Source organism: Psychrobacter maritimus (genome assembly GCF_029953575.1).
Classification (GTDB): domain Bacteria; phylum Pseudomonadota; class Gammaproteobacteria; order Pseudomonadales; family Moraxellaceae; genus Psychrobacter; species Psychrobacter maritimus.
Genome location: NZ_CP124526.1, coordinates 758,342 through 778,500, shown reverse-complemented (window position 1 = coordinate 778,500; position 20,159 = coordinate 758,342). Strand labels below are relative to the sequence as shown.

At 43.2% G+C, this 20,159-nt stretch carries 18 protein-coding genes; 7 read left to right on the top strand and 11 right to left on the bottom strand.

Translation table 11 applies throughout. The features are described 5' to 3' along the window. Window positions 1–87 precede the first annotated feature (87 nt). The 3 genes from QJS82_RS03325 to QJS82_RS03315 all read right to left on the bottom strand — a co-directional run bounded on the left by QJS82_RS03325 (window position 88) and on the right by QJS82_RS03315 (window position 3,718). A complete protein-coding gene (locus QJS82_RS03325) occupies window positions 88–1,638 on the bottom strand; it encodes a hypothetical protein (protein ID WP_281491213.1) in 1,551 nt (516 codons plus the stop codon). Window positions 1,639–2,002: 364 nt separating this feature from the next. Further along, the gene (locus tag QJS82_RS03320; protein WP_281491212.1) at window positions 2,003–3,202 is read right to left on the bottom strand and encodes an OmpP1/FadL family transporter; all 1,200 of its coding nucleotides are present in this window, start codon (window positions 3,200–3,202) and stop codon (window positions 2,003–2,005) included. A gap of 234 nt (window positions 3,203–3,436) precedes the next feature. Next, on the bottom strand, window positions 3,437–3,718 hold the full coding sequence (locus QJS82_RS03315) for a SlyX family protein (protein ID WP_281491211.1): 282 nt from the start codon (window positions 3,716–3,718) through the stop codon (window positions 3,437–3,439). 202 nt (window positions 3,719–3,920) lie between these two features. On the opposite strand from QJS82_RS03315, the gene QJS82_RS03310 reads away from it, so the two are divergent. The 6 genes from QJS82_RS03310 (at window position 3,921) to QJS82_RS03285 (ending at window position 10,329) form a co-directional block, all read left to right on the top strand. Next, window positions 3,921–5,870, top strand: coding sequence for an ATP-binding cassette domain-containing protein (locus QJS82_RS03310; protein WP_281491210.1), 1,950 nt, complete (start codon window positions 3,921–3,923; stop codon window positions 5,868–5,870). A gap of 548 nt (window positions 5,871–6,418) precedes the next feature. Beyond that, window positions 6,419–7,003 (top strand): ubiquinol-cytochrome c reductase iron-sulfur subunit, encoded by a 585-nt coding sequence (gene petA / locus QJS82_RS03305; RefSeq protein WP_201564749.1) that lies wholly within the window; start codon window positions 6,419–6,421, stop codon window positions 7,001–7,003. A gap of 22 nt (window positions 7,004–7,025) precedes the next feature. Further along, window positions 7,026–8,231 (top strand): cytochrome b, encoded by a 1,206-nt coding sequence (locus QJS82_RS03300; RefSeq protein WP_201564808.1) that lies wholly within the window; start codon window positions 7,026–7,028, stop codon window positions 8,229–8,231. Beyond that, window positions 8,231–8,947 carry a cytochrome c1 gene (locus tag QJS82_RS03295; RefSeq protein ID WP_183620851.1) on the top strand — a complete coding sequence of 239 codons (717 nt, stop codon included), beginning with the start codon at window positions 8,231–8,233 and terminating at the stop codon, window positions 8,945–8,947. The genes QJS82_RS03300 and QJS82_RS03295 overlap by 1 nt, the downstream gene beginning before the upstream one ends. A 195-nt stretch (window positions 8,948–9,142) precedes the next feature. Then, window positions 9,143–9,757 carry a glutathione S-transferase N-terminal domain-containing protein gene (locus QJS82_RS03290; protein WP_201564753.1) on the top strand — a complete coding sequence of 205 codons (615 nt, stop codon included), beginning with the start codon at window positions 9,143–9,145 and terminating at the stop codon, window positions 9,755–9,757. A gap of 128 nt (window positions 9,758–9,885) precedes the next feature. Continuing rightward, complete coding sequence (locus QJS82_RS03285) at window positions 9,886–10,329, top strand: ClpXP protease specificity-enhancing factor (RefSeq protein ID WP_281491209.1); 444 nt, start codon at window positions 9,886–9,888, stop codon at window positions 10,327–10,329. 134 nt (window positions 10,330–10,463) lie between these two features. Here the strand turns inward: QJS82_RS03285 and dcd are convergent, their stop codons facing one another. From dcd to QJS82_RS03245, 8 genes are all read right to left on the bottom strand, one after another. Next, entirely contained in the window at window positions 10,464–11,039 is a 576-nt protein-coding gene (dcd, locus tag QJS82_RS03280) for a dCTP deaminase (RefSeq protein WP_149489812.1), read from the bottom strand. A gap of 188 nt (window positions 11,040–11,227) precedes the next feature. After that, window positions 11,228–12,367 carry a DUF2804 domain-containing protein gene (locus QJS82_RS03275; RefSeq protein WP_281491208.1) on the bottom strand — a complete coding sequence of 380 codons (1,140 nt, stop codon included), beginning with the start codon at window positions 12,365–12,367 and terminating at the stop codon, window positions 11,228–11,230. A gap of 12 nt (window positions 12,368–12,379) precedes the next feature. Next, on the bottom strand, window positions 12,380–12,817 hold the full coding sequence (locus tag QJS82_RS03270; protein WP_281491207.1) for a hypothetical protein: 438 nt from the start codon (window positions 12,815–12,817) through the stop codon (window positions 12,380–12,382). 101 nt (window positions 12,818–12,918) lie between these two features. Next, on the bottom strand, window positions 12,919–14,139 hold the full coding sequence (gene apbC / locus QJS82_RS03265) for an iron-sulfur cluster carrier protein ApbC (protein ID WP_281491206.1): 1,221 nt from the start codon (window positions 14,137–14,139) through the stop codon (window positions 12,919–12,921). A 273-nt stretch (window positions 14,140–14,412) separates the two neighbouring features. After that, window positions 14,413–15,762: a magnesium transporter gene (mgtE, locus tag QJS82_RS03260; protein ID WP_281491205.1), complete on the bottom strand. Its 1,350-nt coding sequence runs from the start codon at window positions 15,760–15,762 to the stop codon at window positions 14,413–14,415. A gap of 172 nt (window positions 15,763–15,934) precedes the next feature. After that, window positions 15,935–16,735 carry a 3-hydroxybutyrate dehydrogenase gene (locus QJS82_RS03255; RefSeq protein WP_201619467.1) on the bottom strand — a complete coding sequence of 267 codons (801 nt, stop codon included), beginning with the start codon at window positions 16,733–16,735 and terminating at the stop codon, window positions 15,935–15,937. A 65-nt stretch (window positions 16,736–16,800) separates the two neighbouring features. Then, complete coding sequence (locus QJS82_RS03250) at window positions 16,801–17,430, bottom strand: CoA transferase subunit B (RefSeq protein WP_201619466.1); 630 nt, start codon at window positions 17,428–17,430, stop codon at window positions 16,801–16,803. 78 nt (window positions 17,431–17,508) lie between these two features. Beyond that, window positions 17,509–18,222 (bottom strand): CoA transferase subunit A, encoded by a 714-nt coding sequence (locus QJS82_RS03245; RefSeq protein ID WP_281491204.1) that lies wholly within the window; start codon window positions 18,220–18,222, stop codon window positions 17,509–17,511. A 332-nt stretch (window positions 18,223–18,554) separates the two neighbouring features. Between QJS82_RS03245 and QJS82_RS03240 the strand changes: the two genes are divergently transcribed. Beyond that, window positions 18,555–19,970, top strand: coding sequence for a GntP family permease (locus tag QJS82_RS03240; RefSeq protein ID WP_201564777.1), 1,416 nt, complete (start codon window positions 18,555–18,557; stop codon window positions 19,968–19,970). Window positions 19,971–20,159: the final 189 nt, after the last annotated feature.

Below are 20,159 nucleotides of genomic sequence, written 5' to 3'. Positions count from 1 at the left end.
TTAGGTATATCTAAATTTAATCAATAAAAAGAGCGGCCCATCATGGGTCGCTCTTTTATTAATGAATTAACGGGTTAAATTAAATCTCTATTTGGCTTGATAAGATAACTTAGCGCCTAAGATAAAGCCGTCATTGTCTTCGAAATTAGAGACAATACTGCGATCTGGCAGCGCCCCTTCAGCATCACCGAACCATAGGTATTTACCACCTGCTGATACTGCCCAATTCTCAGTCACATCATATTTAGCACCTAGACCGACACTATAATACCCTTCAATAGGACCCAGTGATGTTGTTGGATCACCAGCACCACTATCCCAACCTATGGAACCTGAAACCGCAAACTTTGGAGCTATACGTTTACCTAACCCAAGCTCTACTTGCCACTGATCATCACTATAGTCAACTAACGGTAGTTTTGAAGCTTGAGTATACTTAGTTGGGCTAATTGAGAAATCACTCCATGGTACCCAGCGTATTTTCGCCGTAGCTAATGTTGTCGGGTTTACACCAGTTTGGAAATCGAAGTTAACTGACTTGGGTGTAGTTACCTCGAAGTTACTTACACCGGTACGACTCTGCCCTTGAATAGCAAGAGCTGGAAAATCTTCATACATATCTATAGAGTGATCAATTTCTGAACGATATGTCAAGGCTGCTTTTAAAGCAATTTCTGGCTTACTGTAAGATACACCTGCTAGCCAACCATAATCCTGATTAGGCGCACTATGTGCAGTATAGCCAGCTGCACCTTTATAAGCGTTGCCTCTTAGTTTAACGTCTGCTTGTAAGCGTTGAGCTACGGGTCCACCATAAACCTGAAACTGATTTTCAGCACCAAACTTCATGCCACCAATCAGTGTAAGAGTATTAGAGCGCACTTCTACATTAGTTGCTTCATCAATACTCAATAAATTCTGCACTGCATCACGGGCTGCTTCAGCAGCCTGAGCATCTCCTTGATTAGCAGCTAAAAGGTCTCGTGCATTTTGAAGAGCTTCCTCACTCAAAAACGAACCTATCGCATCAAGAGTCGCTTCCGTGCTAGCCAGAGTCTCGTTAGTACTATTTATAATATTATTGTACTCATCCAAAGATGGTTGTTGAGCTAAATTTTGATATCTTTCTAAAGTACTATTTAAGCCTTGTAACGCTGTCTGATAAACAAGACTATCGATAGCGCCTGCATTCGGATTATCTGCAGCTTGTAGTGCTTCAACTTGAGCAATTTTTTCCTGTGTATTCTCAATGGCTCGGTTAGCCACTTGTTGAATAGCTCCTGCTCCTGTTATATCAGCAACGCCTGTAAAGTTATTGTCACCACTGTACTTAGCCGCTGCCCCAAAAGGCTCATCATATAGAACGCCCACACTAAATTTGTCATTTAGATCTGTTTTAACACCATAGCGGAAGAAGTCATAAGACTCTGCGATATCACCACTCTTATTGCCATCATTATCTACACCCGTTACGTCAGCATCGATATAGGTATAGACAGCTTCGGCATAAGTGCCATCTTGTAGAAATGCTGTGACATCTTGACCAGAACGATCAAGACCTGCAGCATTAGTCATACTAGCTACAGAAAGAGTAGCAATTGCTACGGCAAGAGTTTTTAAATGAAAAGTTGCGCGCATTGGGTATCTCCAAACATCCTCGTTGTTTAACCGTTTACATACCCAATATTCAGTATTGTTACTTAAAATATAAGTTTATGTAAACGATGTCCTAAATGAATAGTAATGATTTTTCAACACTAAAACAATACTTAAAACACTTTATTTCTGGATAATGACTCCTTAGTTCAGTTATTAAAGCTTAAATTCACCAAATAAAAGTTTATTAGACTTAATAGAGTTAAATGTAGTTACTTACAGTCTGAAATATATAGCAATAACATTAGTAAAATATATTTTCTAATTTTAAGGCATAAAAAAACGACCCATTACGGATCGTTTTTTTATATTAGTAGCAAACAGTATCACATAATTTATTTGTGATTTACTGAGCTTGGTAAGATACCTTTACACCCAATACAAAACCATCGTTACTTTCGAAATCACTAACGATCGTTTTACTTGGGATTTGACCTTCAGCATCACCGAACCATAGGTATTTACCACCAGCAGATACTGCCCAGTTTTCGGTTACATTGTATTTGGCACCAAGACCAGCACTATAGTAGCCTTCGATAGGACCTAAAGAAGTGACTGGATTACCAGCACCACTATCCCAACCGATATTACCAGTCACAGCTAAAGCTGGCGTTAAACGTTTGGCTAAGCCTAATTCCACTAACCACTGATCTTTATCATAACTGACTAATGATAATTTACTAGCCTGATTATATAGCGGTGGCACGATTTCAAAATCGCTCCAAGGTACCCAGCGCACTTTTGCAGTCGCTAGGGTAGTAGGATTAATGCCTGTTTGGAAATCAAAGTTGACTGATTTAGGCGTAACTATTTCAATTTCACCTACACTATTTGGGTTCATTTGCTTAAGCGCAAGTGCTGGAAAGTTTTCAGACAGTGACAAATTATGTTCGATTTCTGAACGATAAGTTAATGCTGCTTGTAAAGCAATCTCAGGCTTGCTATATGAGGCACCTGCTAACCAACCATAATCTTGACCAGCACTGATATGAGTCGTATAACCGTCTGCTAATCCATATGCCTTACCACGCAGCTTCACATCAGCCTGTACACGCTGTGCTACTGGGCCACCATATACTTGAAATTCTTTATTTTCACCGAATTTTGCGCCCAAAATTCCAGTTAAGTTTTCGGTACGTACTTCGACGTTAGTTGCTTCGCCATTTGGTTGTATAAACCCACCAAAGTTAGGGTTCGGCTCATGCGATACAAAATCATTTTTACCGCTGTAGTCAGCTGCGGCGCCAAAAGGCTCGTCATATAAGATGCCAACGCTAAAAGTATCGTCAATATCAGCTTTTACGCCGTAACGGAAGAAGTCATAAGATTCTGCGATGTCATCAATCTTATTTCGTTTAGTTGAAGTGTCTTCCCCGCTGACGTCAGCATCTAGATAGGTATAAACTGCTTCAGCATACACACCATCTTGCAAAAACGCGGTGATATCTTGACCTGAACGATCAAGACCTGCTGCACTAGCGATACTAGCTGCAGAAAGAGCAGCCAAAGCTACCGTTAGAGTCTTTAGATTGAAATTTGCGCCCATTGTGTATCTCCAAACATCCACATTGTTTTACCGCTACACCGAACTTTGTTAGGTAGACAGTATCTAAGGTGAAGGATACTAATGTGTTTTTTACATGAAAACAACCGAAAAATACATTATTTCTGCAATATGACTGAATAGTCAGTAAACCGTATATTTATGCCAAAATTCGCATATAAACTTATAATAAATGCTGTGCAATTATTTGTTATCTATAATTAAAAAAACTTATTCCTAATAATGCGGTGGTCTATCTGCCATGACATCAAAAGGCGCTACACCGCCCTCCCCATCTTGGCTTTGCACTTGCTTATAAATAAACTGTAGTTGGCGCTGCAAGGTTTGGATATCTCTATCTTGGCGCGTAATCACCTCATTAAGTCGCTCGACGGTAACTTCGAGATGAGAGAGGCTCATTTGCAATTCAATAACCTGCGCTTGTAAATCCGCTTGGCTATCTGCCAGCTGAGCTTGTTGATTAGGAGCGTTTTTTTCTATCGAATTTGGTTGATTCATATTTTTCTCAATAGTAGTTCTCAATAATAGATAGTATGGTTATTTTCTTTATTAAATCTCAGACCTAACCATTTAAAATAGACTTTATAAAATAGTGTTTATAAAGGCATTTACGCATACTACAGTTAGGTGGCAGCATGTTATACTGCTAGGAATTTTGCAACAACCCCTACCCCACTATTATATAAGCTTAAGATACTCTATGGCACTGATACATTTAAAAGATATTCACTTAGCCTTTGGCGTCGCTCCTGTTCTTGACGGCATTGATTTTGCGATTAATGCGGGCGAGCGTGTTTGTTTGATTGGCCGCAATGGCGAAGGTAAATCCACTTTATTTAAACTGATTAACGGCTCATTGCAGCCTGACAGCGGTGAGATTATCACCAATAGCAGCATGCGTGTTGCGATGCTAGAGCAAGACGTCCCTGAAACCAGCGGTCGTATCCTGGACATCGTGATGGGCGGTAGCCGCCGTACCGCTGATTTGCTCATTAACTATAATAAGCAAGTCGATATGTGTGCCAACGGCGATATGGACGCTTGCGAGCATATGGCAACCTTGCAGCATGATATTGACGCCGTACATGGCTGGGATTTAGAGCGCGATGCAACGCGTCTGATTACGACTATGGGACTCGATCCTGAAGATGACTTGTCTTCACTTTCTGGTGGTCGTAAACGCCGCGTACTACTTGCACGTGCGCTGGTTACTAAGCCTGACGTACTATTACTCGATGAGCCAACCAACCATTTAGACGTTGAAAGTATCGAATGGTTAGAGCGCTTCTTATTAGATTGGCAAGGTTTGACTTTATTGTTTGTGACTCACGATAGAGCATTTGTGAATAAGCTTGCTACGCGTATCGTTGAGCTTGATCGTGGTCAATTAACGAGCTATGACGTCACCCAAGGCGCAAAAGGTTATGCACGTTATCAAGAATTAAAAGAGCAGCAGCTACTTGCTGAAGAAAAGAATAATGCTAACTTTGATAAGAAACTGGCCCAAGAAGAAGTTTGGATTCGCCAAGGTATCAAAGCCCGTCGTACCCGTAACGAAGGACGTGTCCGTGAGCTAAAAGCCTTACGCGAAGAGCGTAGTGGTCGCCGTGAGCAAGTCGGTAACGTCAATATCACCATGGGCGAAGGCGAGAAAAGCGGCAAGCTGGTCTGTAAAGTTAAAAACTTGCATCTGGAATATGATGGCAACGTCTTGGTCGATAACTTTAGCACCATGATTATGCGCGGCGATAAAATTGGTATCGTTGGTCCCAACGGTGCTGGTAAAACCACGCTCATTAAAGCCCTACTCGATATGTCTGACGATGAAGTGACCAAAACAGGTACAGTTGAGCTTGGCACTAATCTGAAAATTGCCTTTTTTGATCAGCTGCGTGATCAGCTAGATTTAGAAGCCAGTGTTGCGCAAAACGTCTCAGAAGGTTCAGACTTTGTCGAAGTTGGCGGGCGCAAGACGCATATCATGAGCTATTTGCAAGACTTCTTATTTGCCCCAGAGCGTGCTCGTACTCCTGTCAAAGCCCTTTCAGGTGGTGAGCGTAACCGTGTATTACTTGCCAAGCAGCTATTAAAGCCTGCTAACATTCTGGTACTCGATGAGCCAACCAACGATTTGGATATGGCCACCCTTGAACTATTAGAAGAGTCTGTTAGTAGCTTTAACGGTACTATCCTACTTATTAGCCATGACCGCTCATTTATGGACAACGTTGTCACTTCTACTTGGGTGTTTGATACTGATGAAGATGGCAAAGGGGTGGTCAAAGAGTATGTCGGCGGTTATCAAGAATATTTGGTACAAAAGAACCGTGAAGAAGCAGCAAAGGCTAAGAATGCTAAATCGTCTAACGATAATACCGCCAATAGCAAATCTAGCAATAAAACTACGGTAGCCGCAAAGCCTAATACAGCGGCCAAAAAGCTCAACTATAACGAGCAGCGTGAACTTGATAATTTACCGAAAGAAATCGCCGCGCTTGAAGCTGAGCAAACTCAGCTAGAAGAAAAGCTGGCTGACGGGTCATGGTTTACAAAAGATATTGAAGCCGCGACTGCCGCCAGCGAGCGTTTATTGGTCATCGAAGATGAGATGATGACTAAGCTTGAGCGCTGGCATACCCTTGAGAGCTAATATTTATAGTTAGTATAAAAATAAAGCACTACAAGCTTAGTATGAATCATGACGCCCTTACCTTTAATGGTTATGCCTTTAATATCTATCTTATTAATAGATATCTTATTTAAAATGCACTATTAAGGGTAGGACGATTTATAAGTATTTCATTTTAGTAAGTAGAAATAAATAGCCAACGGCTACTTACACAGTAGTGATGTGCTGAAAGTTAGTGAACATTGTCTGAATTTCAAGTATCATTCGCTATTGCTGAATATCCTTATTAATTATAAGGTCATTATTCCTATAAGCCTTGTTGCATACAGACATCTGTTAAACATTGATAAGTAAGGTCTTTTAGACCCATTATCTGGTTTAACGTTGTAGCGTGCCCTATCAAGGTTGCTTTATTTTTAACACAATAATTTATTTTATGACCGAAATAGCTTAGAATAGCAACAATTAGCAAAATTAGGCACAGCTAACGTGGCTTGATAATTGTAATTTTTCTAAGCCACAAACCCAGTGTGGGATAATCCCATTTCATTCACCTGGAGGAAGTTTTAATGAGCCATGCCGAAGGCGTTAACGTACAACGTCGTAGAGTTCTTATTGCCTCGACTGCCGTAATTGGTGCAGCTGGGGTAGCTGCTGTGGCAACACCTTTTGTCCGCTCTTGGACCCCAAGCGCTAAAGCTGAGGCTGCTGGTGCGGCAGTGACCCAAGATATTGGTTCTATCGAAGCAGGACAAATGATTGTCGTCAAATACCGTGGTAAACCTATCTTTGTGGTCAAGCGCACTGAAGAGATGCTGACCACGCTTGAATCAGTAAAGCCACTATTATCTGACCCCGATTCTGATGCATCTTTGCAACCTGAATACTGTAAAAATCCTGAACGCTCTATCTCGCCAGAAGTATTGGTGGTAGAAGGCGTCTGTACGCATTTAGGCTGTGCACCAAACTACCGTCCTGATGTTGGCGCAGCCGATTTAGGTGGTAATGATTGGTACGGTGGATTTTTCTGCCCATGTCATGGCTCTAAATATGATTTAGCGGGTCGTGTTTATAGTGGTGTACCTGCACCGCTTAACTTACCCGTCCCAGAGTACAACGTGGATGGTACCATCTTGACGATTGGGGAGGCTTAATATGAGCATGGGTAAAAAGTTAATGCATTGGGTGGACGCGCGTTTTCCTGCGACTGAAACCTATGAATATCATATGTCAAAGTACTATGCACCAAAGAACTTTAACTTTTGGTATTTCTTTGGCGTGTTATCAATGGTGGTACTGGTCAACCAGTTAGTCACTGGTATTTGGCTGACGATGATGTACAACCCAAGTGCCGAAGGGGCATTTGCCTCTGTTGAATACATCATGCGTGATGTTAAAGGTGGCTGGCTCATCCGTTATATGCACTCGACCGGCGCATCAGCGTTCTTCGTCGTGGTATATTTACATATGTTCCGCGCCTTGCTATACGGTTCATATCAAAAACCACGTGAGCTTATTTGGCTCATCGGTATGGGTATTTACCTAGCATTGATGGCAGAAGGTTTCTTCGGTTACCTACTTCCTTGGGGCAACATGTCATTCTGGGGCGCACAGGTTATCTTAAACTTACCTGCTGCACTGCCTGTGATTGGTGATGGTCTTGCTGAATGGGTACGTGGTGATTATATTATCTCAGGTATCACCCTAAACCGCTTCTTTGCCTTGCATGTGGTTGCGATTCCACTGGTGCTTGTGGGCTTAGTCTTTATGCATTTAGTGGCGCTACATCACGTTGGTTCAAATAACCCTGATGGCATCGACATTAAGAAGCTAAAAGATAAGAATGGCGTACCATTAGACGGTATTGAATTCCATCCGTACTACACTGTGCATGATATGGTGGGTATTGTTGTCTTCTTTATCTTGTTCTTTGCAGTGGTGTTCTTCTTCCCAGAAGGCGGCGGTTTCTTCCTTGAGCCACCAAACTTTGAGACAGCGAACTCGCTAAAAACACCTGCGCATATTGCGCCAGTATGGTACTACACACCTTTCTATGCCATCTTACGTGCAGTTCCTGATAAGCTTGGTGGTGTTATTGCGATGGGTGGTGCGATTGCCGTACTGTTCTTAATTCCATGGCTCGATAGATCTCCAGTACGCTCGATACGTTATAAAGGCATCTTGTCTAAGATTGCGCTTACTATCTTTGCGATTAGCTTTGTGGTACTAGGCTACTTGGGTGCAACACCTGCAACCCCAACGGCGACTATCATGTCACGTATATTCACAGTTCTATATTTCTTGTTCTTCTTATTGATGCCGTTTTACACTGCCATTGAGAAGTGTAAACAGCCACCAGAACGCGTTACCGGAGGTCACTAATGAGCACGCTAATTAAATCCCTAGCTGGTCTAGGCTTAGGCGCGGCATTAACCTTGACTGCTGGTAGCGCACTGGCAGCAGGCGGCGGTGGCTGCGGTACTTTCACCAATGCTGACGGTGTGGTAGAACACCTAGCTTGTAGCACAGCCCCTATTGATTTTACCAATAAAGGCTCGCTACAAAACGGCGCGAAAATATTTATGAACTACTGTGCCGGTTGTCACTCCGCACAGTACGTTCGCCACTCGCGCATTGCTAAAGATTTAGAGATACCACCTGAGCTGGTCGAGAAGTATTTGATGGTCACCACCGATCAAATCGGTGATCATATCAATGCTGAAATTGACCCTGAAGTCCAAGCATCATGGTTCGGCGCGGCTCCTCCAGATTTGTCTCTTGAGACACGTCTGCGCGGTGATGACTGGGTATATACGTACCTGTTGTCATTCTATGAAGATCCAAGCCGTCCTTGGGGCGCTAATAACTTAGTGCTCGCCAACGCTGCGATGCCTCACGTCTTGCATAATATGCAAGAAGAGCTGAGTGCCGATGAGTTTGAATCTGAGGTTGGTGACTTGGTTAACTTCATGGCGTGGATGGCTGAGCCTGTTCGTCATGACCGTCAAGTGATTGGTTTCTTTGTGATTTTATTCTTATTGGTATTACTAATTCCAGTTTACTTATTGAACAAAGAGTTCTGGAAAGACGTAAAATAATTTAAGTATTAAACACTAAGACTGCATCATATAAAAGGTACTACTTCGGTAGTACCTTTTTTTATTCTTTGACAGATCATAAAATAATGAAATATCATTTAAAAAAGGGCTGCCCCCTAATGTTTACGTACGCTACCTTGATAAACAGAGCCACATTGTTTACGATAACAGGCTTTACTAACATATTAGGCTTTCATGATTGATGCGAATGACATTCCAAGTAGTCAGCTGATTTTATACGCTGATGACGGCTACGACAGTCATGTGGTGCGTCTATTACTTGAAGAAAAAAAGCTTGCCTATTATTTATCACGTTTACACTCTGAGCGTCCTGAAGATTTGACAGAGCTCAACCCCTATCACACCCTGCCTGTCTTGCAGCAGCGAGAGATTGCGCTATATGAGATTAACGTCATCTTTGAGTATCTTGAAGAGCGTTACCATGCCAATAAGCTATTGCCTGAAACGCCGCAAGAGCGCGCGCAGTTCCGCCAATTAGCATGGCGTATTCAACGCGATTGGCTGGTACTCGGTAAACGATTATTGATGCATCCAGACAGTTTCAATAAAGCCCAAGCTGCCATGGCCAAAAAACAGCTGAGCGATTCACTCATTACTTTATCACCACTGTTTGCCCATAAGCCTTACTTTATGGCAGATGAATTTGGCTGGTGTGATGTGCTCTTAGCGCCTCTACTATGGCGGTTGGAAGAAATGGGCATTGAGCTACCGCGCGCTATCAGTCGTCCTCTATTTGATTATCAAAAACGGGTTTTTGAGCGTGATAGCTTTCAAAAAAGCGTGCGCTAATTAGACAATAGCAAAGTGCTACCTTAAAATAACCAATAATTAAGCATGAACAACTTTTTTATAACGAACACTCTACCGTCAATCCTTTTTTAATTATTATTTCATATCCTCAGTATAGGAAGCCAAAGATGAGCGAAGAAACCACCTCTATTACCCCAACCCGTCCTTATATGGTACGCGCGATATATCAATGGATAGAAGACAATGCGCTCACGCCGTATCTGATGGTGGACGCTACTGCCGACAACGTACAGATTCCAAGAGAACATGTACAAGATGGGCGTATTGTGCTCAATATCGCCAGTCGTGCGACCGGTAATATGAGTATGGGAAATGACTACATTAACTTTAGTGCGCGCTTTGGTGGGGTATCACAAGAGATTTGGGTGCCGCTAACGGCGGTAATGGGTATCTATTCCAAAGAAAATTCGCAAGGGATGTTTTTTGACCCTAATGAATATGACAATTATGAACCTGAAGAGGACGCTGTGGCGAGTAGCAGCTCTAAAACCAATGTTGCAGCGCCTAAGCCCAAACGTGATAATAAAGCCGGTTTAAAAGTTTTAAAATAATTGACCTTAAAAAAATAATCGACTTTGAAACAACCAATTTATAAAACAATAAAAAAGCCAGTCATATTAAATATGCTGGCTTTTTTATTATCAGTCTAAAACACTTAAATTCTTAGCACTTAAATTCTAGACGCTTAAGTTCTTGGCAGAGTTACACCGCGCTGACCTTGGTATTTACCACCGCGGTCTTTATAACTGGTTTCGCAGACGTCATCAGCATCACTTTGGAAAAATAGCATCTGTGCCACGCCTTCGCCGGCATAAATACGTGCTGGCAAATTGGTGGTATTACTAAATTCTAACGTCACGTGCCCTTCCCACTCAGGCTCAAGCGGCGTCACGTTGACGATGATACCGCAGCGTGCATAGGTTGATTTACCGAGGCAAATGGTCAATACATCACGTGGAATGCGGAAATATTCCATAGTACGCGCCAATGCAAACGAGTTTGGCGGAATAATACATTCGTCACCAACGATATCGATAAAGCTTTTCTCATCGAAATTTTTAGGATCAACGACGACCGAATGCACGTTGGTAAAAACTTTAAACTCAGGGGCACAGCGCACATCATAACCATAGCTTGAGGTGCCATAACTGACCAAACGCTCGCCTGCATCATTAAAGCGTACTTGACCTGGCTCATATGGTTCAATCATGCCATGTTCTTCGGCCATTTTACGAATCCAGCGGTCAGATTTGATAGACATTGTTCTTCCTTAGCAAAAGCAAATATTTAATAGTGGTTATGATACCGTATTTCGATAGCGACGATTATACGGAATTGGCGCCTTAATTTATAGAGCCACAATGACTTTAAAATAAAGCATGCTATTCAATATCTAATCAATGTCTTACTGATGTCTTGTTGCTGCTACTCAAACCTACGCTCACTACACTACCATTTAGCAAAATGATCTTCTGCCAAGCCCATTACCTTATCAAGCTTAATCACCTCATCTCCTAAGCGAATCTCTCCACTATATAATCCAAGCCATTGCTCAAAGATACTGGCAAGCACACCGAAGTTATCGGTCTTTTTATAGACGGTAATTGGCGTAAAGGTTAAATTAATATCAACCTTGCTCCAGCCGAGGTTTTGATGATAAATACGCCACATATTTTGCGCGGGTGTGTCCAAATCTTGACGTATAAACATCACGGGCGGCAGATAAACTATCTGACCATCAAGCCAGCACGCATTTTCACTGGCTCCCGTTTCATTGACGCCCATTGATAAGTTCAAGGTAAAATGACGCCCTTCTGGCAAATAGCTATTAATACAGCTCCAAAACCAGTTGGTCTTGTGACGCATATAGCCAAGCGTCCAATCTAAATTGGCGCTAGTGGTATCAGTAAAGTCTATTTGCTGAGCTTTAGCATCGGGAGAATTGAGAGAATCAGGATTATGAGCAACATCAGCGTTAAATTTTGAATTTTCTTTAATGCGTAAATGCCCAGATACAGCGGTTAATGGTTCTTTTTGGGTAAACGTCCAGCCGCGCCTGCCCGTTGGCGTACAGATAGCAAGTGGCTGTGATTGCCTTGCTAAGGTTGCATGGAGTGCAAGGTTTTGACTGTCTAGCGCCACTTTAACTTGCGTGGGCGTAAAATCTAAATTGACGGTCAGTTTGGCATGGGTAAATACCATTTGACCTTGATAGCAATCACCTGTCAAATGCGTCTGCCGAGTCAAAGGCTGCAATGCTTCATCAACCTCTAGCTCACCAATCTCATCGTTATAAAGATAGACAAAGGCACTGGTTGCGAGCTTAATCGTCGCTAGTGCTAAACAGATTCGATAAGGCGGCTGAATAATTTGAATAAAGCAGAATTGGTTGGCTTTAAGCGCTTTACGCCAGTTGGGCAGCGCTTTTTGCGAGATAAGATGACTATGATAGTCAAGATAATTGATGCTCTTAACTTTCACAAATACGCCAAAGGTAGGTTGACCGTTTTGAATAAGCTGGTCATGGCTAACTGGTTTTGCACCCATAGGTGAGTACTGCTGATTTTGTTCGTTGGGATTTTGATTCATGATTGAGGCATCCTAGCCAAATTTTTCTAAAGGTACTATTTTTCCTTGATAACTCACGGCGGTATGTACAGTTTTTCTTTTTGCCTTCGCAGAACCCACAAAAAAGGCTTCAGTTATTACCTTAACTTCTATACTGGTCAAACCGTCTATAAGCTCTTCTGTCACATTCACTACTGCAAATCCATTCAACGCAAATGCATGCTTGGGAAACTTAAGCAATAAATCAGTCATGGCTTGTACTGCTTGCGAAAAATCAGCAATCACCATTCGGCGATTGCTAAAATCCGCATTAACCTGATGGCGTTTACTACTGCCATCTTTATAGTAACAAACGCCAATCAGTTGTTTGTTTGAGAGCTCAATCACGTATATCGGCGGGCGCAATAATTTTAAGAACTTATACTGCTTGGGAATATTGTCTAAATAACGTTGATAAATCGATAAGCTCACGATATTCCCTTTTTAAAATTAAAACCATTCAAGTTTATATACTTAGACTATTTTGCTATTAATAAAAGCCATTAGCACTATTAAGAGCCATTAGAAAACTATTAAAAAATACGCTTATCATCGACAGGCTTGGCAAATTTACTAATATTGGCTTCGATATTCTTAGCAATACTTAGATAATACGGCGCAAACTCATCATCGGCCAACACGCTCGGCTCCCCTTTATCCACTTGTGCACGAATACCGCTGGCTAATGGCAACTGCCCTAATAGCGGCACCTGATACTGCTCAGCGATAAACTCACCACCACCCGTACCAAAGATAGCTTCGGTATGATTACAGTTGCTACAGGTATGCAGCGCCATGTTCTCAACCACGCCAAGCACTGGAATATTGGTCTTGTTAAACATCTCGATACCCTTTTGCGCATCGAGTAAGGCAATATGCTGCGGCGTCGTGACAATCACCGCACCTGTGACGGGGATACGCTGTGCGAGCGTCAGCTGAATATCGCCCGTACCTGGTGGCATATCAATCACTAGGTAATCTAGCTGTGGCCAGTTGGTTTGGTTATAAAGCTGCATCAGCGCACCGGTGGCTTTTGGCCCACGCCACGCGACAGGGGTGTTATCACCGTCGAGCAAGCTACCAATCGATAGCATCGCCATACCATGGGCATCAACTGGAACAAACTGCTCGTTTTCGAGTTGCGGCTTTACATCGGCGACGCCCAGCATCGTTGGCATACTAGGGCCATAAATATCAGCATCGAGGACGCCAACACGGTTGCCCAGTTTTTGTAATGCCAAAGCGATATTAACGGTGGTGGTTGATTTACCAACACCGCCTTTACCGGAAGCTACGACAATAATATGACGAATACGCGGATGCGCGGCCAATGATGCTTGCGTTGGCGCAGCTTTAGTAATCGGTGGTTCGCTGTCGCTATTAGACTGTGCGCTAGGCTTAGATTGATTTGCCATGGCATCCGTGGTCTTCGGCATTTGCTTTGGTAAGGTTGAGCCTGCACCCTTAGCTGGTGTCGAAAGACGCACATTCATATGAATGGTTTTGATGCCATGCGGGTGCAGCAGTTTCCCAAGCTCGTGCTGAATGGTTTCAGGGCTACTGTCTTCTGGCAGGCGTAAGTCTAAGGTAAGCTCTTCACCGTTGCGCTCCAGTCCCAGCACCATGGTGGCAATGCTAAGCGTACCTACTTCATAGCCGAGCAGCACCTTATCCACGGCACTGTCACGTTCTGCCCGCTGCTGCGGGGTTTCGGTTTTTGGGGTCGGTTTATTTTTTTTCATAAAGTTAAACATAGCTACCGTTACTGCCTATACAAGTGGGTGAGCATGGTAAAAAACTCAATTCATACTGTGATAAACAGGCTAAATCATACTGCCCATGAGCTTCCTAGCCAAACCTTTTATCGTGACAGTGTAGCTCAATTACAAGGATAAAAAAACCACAACGCCAATAGGATGATGCTTTGTAAAATTCATCTATCCTGCCATCTATTTTCAATGATTGTTATTAATCACTGGTGCCAATGATTGTTATTTCTTTGTTACCTTTATTAGCTAATGAAGAAATTAAATGGCTAAGAATTTTGAAGCAATAAACAAATAAATCAGCACGCCTGACGCATCACATACCGAAGTAATCAAAGGCGCACTGGCAGTAGCAGGGTCAAAGCCTAACTTATTAAGCACAAACGGTAAACTCATGCCAATCACACAGCCAATCATGACCACCGACATCATACTCAGCGCCAGCACTAGGGATACAACTGCATCACCGCGCACATAACCGATAACTGATATAGCTAACGCCATCGTCGCCCCAAGCATGAGCGCAACCAAGGCTTCACGACCGAGCAATGAAAACCAGTCACGCATGACCACATCGCCAGTGGCTAGCGCACGTACCATCAAGGTTGCGGACTGAGAACCGGCGTTACCACCACTATCAACCAGTAGCGGTAAGAAAAACACCAATACCAAATTGGCGGCAATCACATCTTCAAAGTTTGAGATACTAAGCCCTGAGAGCAGATTACCAAAGACTAAAAACACTAGCCAAAACACACGCTTACGATATAAAACCCTGATACTGACGTCTTTTAATTTACCGACCATGGTCGAGACACCACCCGACTTATGGAAGTCATCGGTGGCCTCATCGCTAGCAACGTCCATCGCATCATCGTGGGTGACGATACCGACTAACGCGCCACTGGCATCAGTAATTGGCAAGGCAATCAAGTCATAACGCGCAACGGTTTTAGCAACGTCTTCTTGATCGTCGTTTACATCAGAAGATATGACCGAGCGCACCATAATGTCATTAATCAGTTGCTCAGGCGACGCTAAAATAAGTACCCTTAATGACACCACGCCTAGCAGTTTACGCGCATCATCAATCACATAAGCATGATAAATGGTTTCAGCATCAGGTGCTTCTAACCTAAGAGCATCCAGCGCTTCAGCAACCGTCATCTCGGCCGCTAACGTCGCATAGTCAGATGTCATCAACGCGCCAGCGGTGCGCTCTTCATAGGCAGACAGCCGGCGAATATCTTCACGTTTTGCCTGTGCAAGTGCGGGTAGCAACGCATCTCGCTGTTCCTGATTTAGGTGCTTATATAAGTCAGTGCGCTCATCAGATGGCATCTCCCCGACTATCTTTGCTAAGCTTGCACGCGGAAACTCAAGAGCCATCGCAACCTGAATATCGGCGTCTAAATAGGCAAATATCGTCGAGCGATTGGGCAAAACCTCAAGCAGTTGCCACGCAAGTTTGGGTTCAATCAGTGCCAGCACATCAGCAATATCGATAGGACGTAATGCTTGCACCTCATCAATTGCTTGCTCAAACTGCTGCTGCTCGATAGCACGGCTTAGTTTTGCAGCAAGGGTCACCGCTAAGTCTTCATTATTCATTATTTTTACTCCGTGCAGCGCGAAATTATGCAACAGGCGCTCATAAAAAAGAGCCAATATAATTGGCTCAAGTTAACATAAAATCAAATCCTAATGGATTGGTGTTTTATTAGCAAGCTAATGATTTTTAAACCAATCAAACAGCTCGCAAACCTATCCATTAACCACGCCGTTAATTCATAAACCAGCCATGACTGGCAACGATAGACTGACCAGTGAATACATTACTTGGGAATGCTGCTAAAAATAACGCCAATTGAGCAATATCATCAACAGTGGTAAATTCTTTGTCGACAGTATTGACCAGCATAATGTCATTCACCACAGATGCTTCACTGATGCCTTTTTCAGCCGCTTGTTGCGGAATTTGTTTTTCGACCAATGGTGTTTTGACAAACCCCGGGCAAATCACATGCGCGCGTACATTGTGCTCAGCGCCTTCTTTTGCCAACACACGGCACAGTCCAAGCAGTCCATGCTTAGCAGTCACATACGGTGCTTTAAATAATGACGCTTCATGCGAATGTACCGAGCCCATATAAATGACCATACCGCCTTTGTCATCTGTATACATGTGCTGTACAGCTGCTTTGGTGGTTAAAAACGCCCCATCTAAATGAATAGCAAGCATTTTTTTCCAATCATCAAACGCCATTTTATGAATCGGGTCAATGATTTGAATACCAGCATTAGAGACAAGAATATCAATAGCGCCAAAGGTATCAACTAATTGCTGCACGCCAGCGTTTACCGCATCCTCTGATGTGACATCCATTTCAATTGCCAGTGCGCGTCCGCCAGCGACTTCGATAGCATCGACCGTTTGCTGTGCAGCTGCCAGATTAATATCAGCAATACCAACGGCAGCGCCTGCTTTAGCATAGGTTTCAGCGATATCACGGCCAATGCCGCTTGCAGCGCCAGTGACTAATGCCACCTTGCCGGTTAAATCTTGTTGTAATGTGGTCGCCATATTTTATAATCCATTATTAAATAGGTTTTTTGGATGTCTTTGCTAGACATATTTATGCAACAAGCTTATTGAGTAATAGTCACTGGCGTTTTTTCTTGTAGCTCATCGAAGCTAACACCTTCTGCCAACTCAACCAATTTTAGACCATTGTCAGTGACGTCTAATACGGCAAGTTCGGTGATAATACGGTCGACCACGCCTTTACCTGTTAGTGGCAGCTCGCAATTGGCAAGGATTTTTGGCTCGCCATGTTTATTAACTTGCTCCATCAGCACAATCACCCGTTGTACGCCTGCGACCAAGTCCATCGCGCCGCCCATGCCTTTAACCATTTTTTTGGGAATCATCCAGTTGGCCAAATCGCCTTTTTCTGACACTTCCATCGCGCCCAATATTGCCAGATTGACATGGCCACCACGAATCATCGCAAACGACTCTGAGCTACTAAAATAACTGGCGCCCGGTTCTGCGGTTACCGTTTGTTTGCCCGCATTAATCAAATCTGCATCGACATTCTCTGCCGTTGGAAACTCGCCAATACCTAGCAAGCCGTTTTCAGACTGTAGCCAAACATCCACATCTTCAGGGATATAGTTGGCGACTAGGGTTGGTAGTCCAATGCCTAAATTGACATAATAGCCGTCTTGTAGTTCTTTTGCGGCACGCTGTGCCATCTGCTCTCTTGTCCATGCCATGGTAACTTCCTTATTTTTTACACTGCTTTATTATCAATATAATCATTTAGAAATATTTTTATAAAATCACTGAATAACTTAAACGCTTTCAACGGCTTTAGTGGTGGTTTTTTCAATACGCTTTTCAGGATTGCTGTTTAAGACGATACGCTGCACAAAGATACCTGGTAGATGCACTTCATCAGGATCGAAGGTGCCAGTTTCTACAATTTCTTCGACTTCGACGATGGTAATTTTTCCTGCCATGGCGCAATCTGGATTAAAGTTACGCGCCGTCTTATTAAAGATTAAGTTACCCGCTTTATCTGCTTTTTGCGCTTTGATTAATGCCACATCCGCACGCAATGAATGCTCAAGCACATAAGTACGGCCATCAAAATCACGCGTCTCTTTGCCTTCAGCCACTTGTGTGCCAACGCCCGTCGCGGTATAAAACGCTGGAATACCAGCACCACCTGAGCGTAGTTTTTCTGCCAATGTCCCTTGTGGCGTTAATTCAACTTCTAATTCACCTGCCAAGTATTGACGCTCAAACTCTTTATTTTCACCGACATAAGATGAAATCATTTTTTTAATTTGACGGGTTTGTAATAGCAAACCTAAACCAAACTCATCGACGCCGGCATTATTACTGATACAGGTCAAATCTTTGACGCCGCTATCACGTAACGCTTCGATGAGCGCCTCAGGAATACCACACAGACCAAAACCGCCGATAGCAAGTGTTTGTCCATCACTTACCACACCTTTTAGCGCCTCTTCGGCACTACTATATACTTTTGAGCGACTCATGCTTATCTCCTTGCAAGTCGAGTTTTTGTTATTAACAGTCATCATCAATGATGATTTGCTTTCATTTATAGATTTATAGCAATACATTATCTATCGATATATTAGATACGGCTGTAATGCTAAGTTACCATATTATTGTGTTAGCGAGAAGAGAATAACGGTAAGAACTTACGCGCCAGCGCCGTCATTTAAGACATCCTCATTCACTGTGGCAGCAGTCTAGATTTATGTTTAATAAAATATTGAATACTGCATATTTTGATTAATTTTATTGACCCATTACAATATGCCCTGCATACTCGATGCTTGAACTTTGCCAAGGAGGGCGGATCATGATGAGTACATTTGCTATTGTCATCACTTTATTACTATTGATGTTTTTTGCTTATCGCGGCTATTCTGTGCTGATTTTAGCACCGATTATGGCGATATTAGCCGTATTACTTTCAGGTGATTTTTTAAGCAGTATCCCCGCCTATACCGATGTCTTTATGGGGGCGTTAAGTGGATTCTTACTGAAGTTCTTCCCTATTTTCTTATTAGGCGCGCTATTTGGGCGTTTGATGGCAGACTCTGGCGCGGCGACAGCGATTGCCAATACTGTGGTCGAAAAGCTCGGTGCCAGTAAAGCCATTTTAGCGGTCATCTTAGTTTGTGCCATCTTAACCTATGGCGGCGTGTCGTTATTTGTCGTAGCCTTTGCCATCTATCCAATCGCCAAAGACTTGTTTAAAGCCGCTGATATTCCTAAGCGCTTGATTCCGGCAGCGATTGCCTTAGGTTCATTTACCTTTACCATGACGGCATTGCCCGGTACGCCCGCTATTCAGAATGCCATTCCGATTCCTTACTATAATACCAACGTCTTTGCCGCGCCTATTTTAGGTCTTATCGGCGGTAGCATCATGTTTATTTGTGGTTGGTTATGGTTGCAATCTCGTGCTAGAAAAGCCAATGCAGTAGGTGAAGGCTACGGTCAGCATGATGAAGAGGATGTCGGTGGCGTTGGTGCGGCAAAACAAGCATCTGAGACCCTAAGTACGCATCACACCTCGTTTACTGTTGCTATGATTCCGCTGGTGCTGGTCATCGCCCTAAATGCTTTATTAACTTATGCTATTTTCCCGTCGCTCGACTTTAGCGCCTTACAAACTCAATTTCCGGACTTAAATATCGCAGGCTCGCTCGGCTTGTGGTCCATCATTATCTCATTGGTAGTTGCTTGTACCGTACTCATTGTGCTGCGTATTGGCCATTGGAACAACCTACAAAAAACCATTAACCGTGGCACTTATGATTCGATGTTGCCGATTTTTAACACCGCCTCAGAAGTGGGTTACGGTGCGGTTATCGCCTCGCTAGCAGGCTTCCTTATCATTCGTGATAGCATCTTAAACCTAAATCCTGATAATCCTTTGATTTCAGAAGCAGTGGCGATGACCACGCTGGCTGGTATTACGGGCTCATCGTCTGGTGGTTTGAGTATTGCCCTATCGACGTTGGGTGAAGATTATTTAAGAATGGCGGTGGCCGCTGGTATTGACCCAGAGCTGATGCACCGTGTTGCTGTGATGGCAGCAGGTGGTTTGGATACGCTACCTCATAGTGGTGCGGTCATCACCTTACTGGCGATTTGTGGCTTGACCCATAAACAGTCTTATCTAAACGTTGCCATGGTGACGATGGTGATTCCACTTATTGCGGTGGTCGCGGTTATTATTTTAGGGACGATGTTTGGCTCATTTTAAAAGAAAGTCGGACGTTGAAAATAGACTTTAACTCGCAAAAAGTGCATCTTTTATAAACCCACTTGGCAAATTGCTTAGTGGGTTTTTTATCGCCACTTTATGACGATCCTCTTTAAAAAATAGCTTATTGACACTTAATAAATGCATAGAAACTTATCGGCATAACAGAGCCAATGACTATGTTGGTTA

Excerpts from the sequence above, each read along its gene's own strand:
- QJS82_RS03245 (WP_281491204.1), bottom strand. The coding sequence starts at position 18,222 with ATGAGTCGCTCAAAAGTATATAGTAGTGCCGAAGAGGCGCTAAAAGGT.
- QJS82_RS03250 (WP_201619466.1), bottom strand. The coding sequence starts at position 17,430 with ATGGCATGGACAAGAGAGCAGATGGCACAGCGTGCCGCAAAAGAACTA.
- QJS82_RS03255 (WP_201619467.1), bottom strand. The coding sequence starts at position 16,735 with ATGGCGACCACATTACAACAAGATTTAACCGGCAAGGTGGCATTAGTC.
- QJS82_RS03300 (WP_201564808.1), top strand. The coding sequence starts at position 7,026 with ATGCATTGGGTGGACGCGCGTTTTCCTGCGACTGAAACCTATGAATAT.
- QJS82_RS03275 (WP_281491208.1), bottom strand. The coding sequence starts at position 12,367 with ATGAATCAAAATCCCAACGAACAAAATCAGCAGTACTCACCTATGGGT.
- QJS82_RS03315 (WP_281491211.1), bottom strand. The coding sequence starts at position 3,718 with ATGAATCAACCAAATTCGATAGAAAAAAACGCTCCTAATCAACAAGCT.
- QJS82_RS03240 (WP_201564777.1), top strand. The coding sequence starts at position 18,555 with ATGATGAGTACATTTGCTATTGTCATCACTTTATTACTATTGATGTTT.
- dcd (WP_149489812.1), bottom strand. The coding sequence starts at position 11,039 with ATGTCTATCAAATCTGACCGCTGGATTCGTAAAATGGCCGAAGAACAT.
- QJS82_RS03285 (WP_281491209.1), top strand. The coding sequence starts at position 9,886 with ATGAGCGAAGAAACCACCTCTATTACCCCAACCCGTCCTTATATGGTA.
- QJS82_RS03320 (WP_281491212.1), bottom strand. The coding sequence starts at position 3,202 with ATGGGCGCAAATTTCAATCTAAAGACTCTAACGGTAGCTTTGGCTGCT.
- mgtE (WP_281491205.1), bottom strand. The coding sequence starts at position 15,762 with ATGAATAATGAAGACTTAGCGGTGACCCTTGCTGCAAAACTAAGCCGT.
- QJS82_RS03295 (WP_183620851.1), top strand. The coding sequence starts at position 8,231 with ATGAGCACGCTAATTAAATCCCTAGCTGGTCTAGGCTTAGGCGCGGCA.
- petA (WP_201564749.1), top strand. The coding sequence starts at position 6,419 with ATGAGCCATGCCGAAGGCGTTAACGTACAACGTCGTAGAGTTCTTATT.
- QJS82_RS03325 (WP_281491213.1), bottom strand. The coding sequence starts at position 1,638 with ATGCGCGCAACTTTTCATTTAAAAACTCTTGCCGTAGCAATTGCTACT.
- apbC (WP_281491206.1), bottom strand. The coding sequence starts at position 14,139 with ATGTTTAACTTTATGAAAAAAAATAAACCGACCCCAAAAACCGAAACC.
- QJS82_RS03290 (WP_201564753.1), top strand. The coding sequence starts at position 9,143 with ATGATTGATGCGAATGACATTCCAAGTAGTCAGCTGATTTTATACGCT.
- QJS82_RS03310 (WP_281491210.1), top strand. The coding sequence starts at position 3,921 with ATGGCACTGATACATTTAAAAGATATTCACTTAGCCTTTGGCGTCGCT.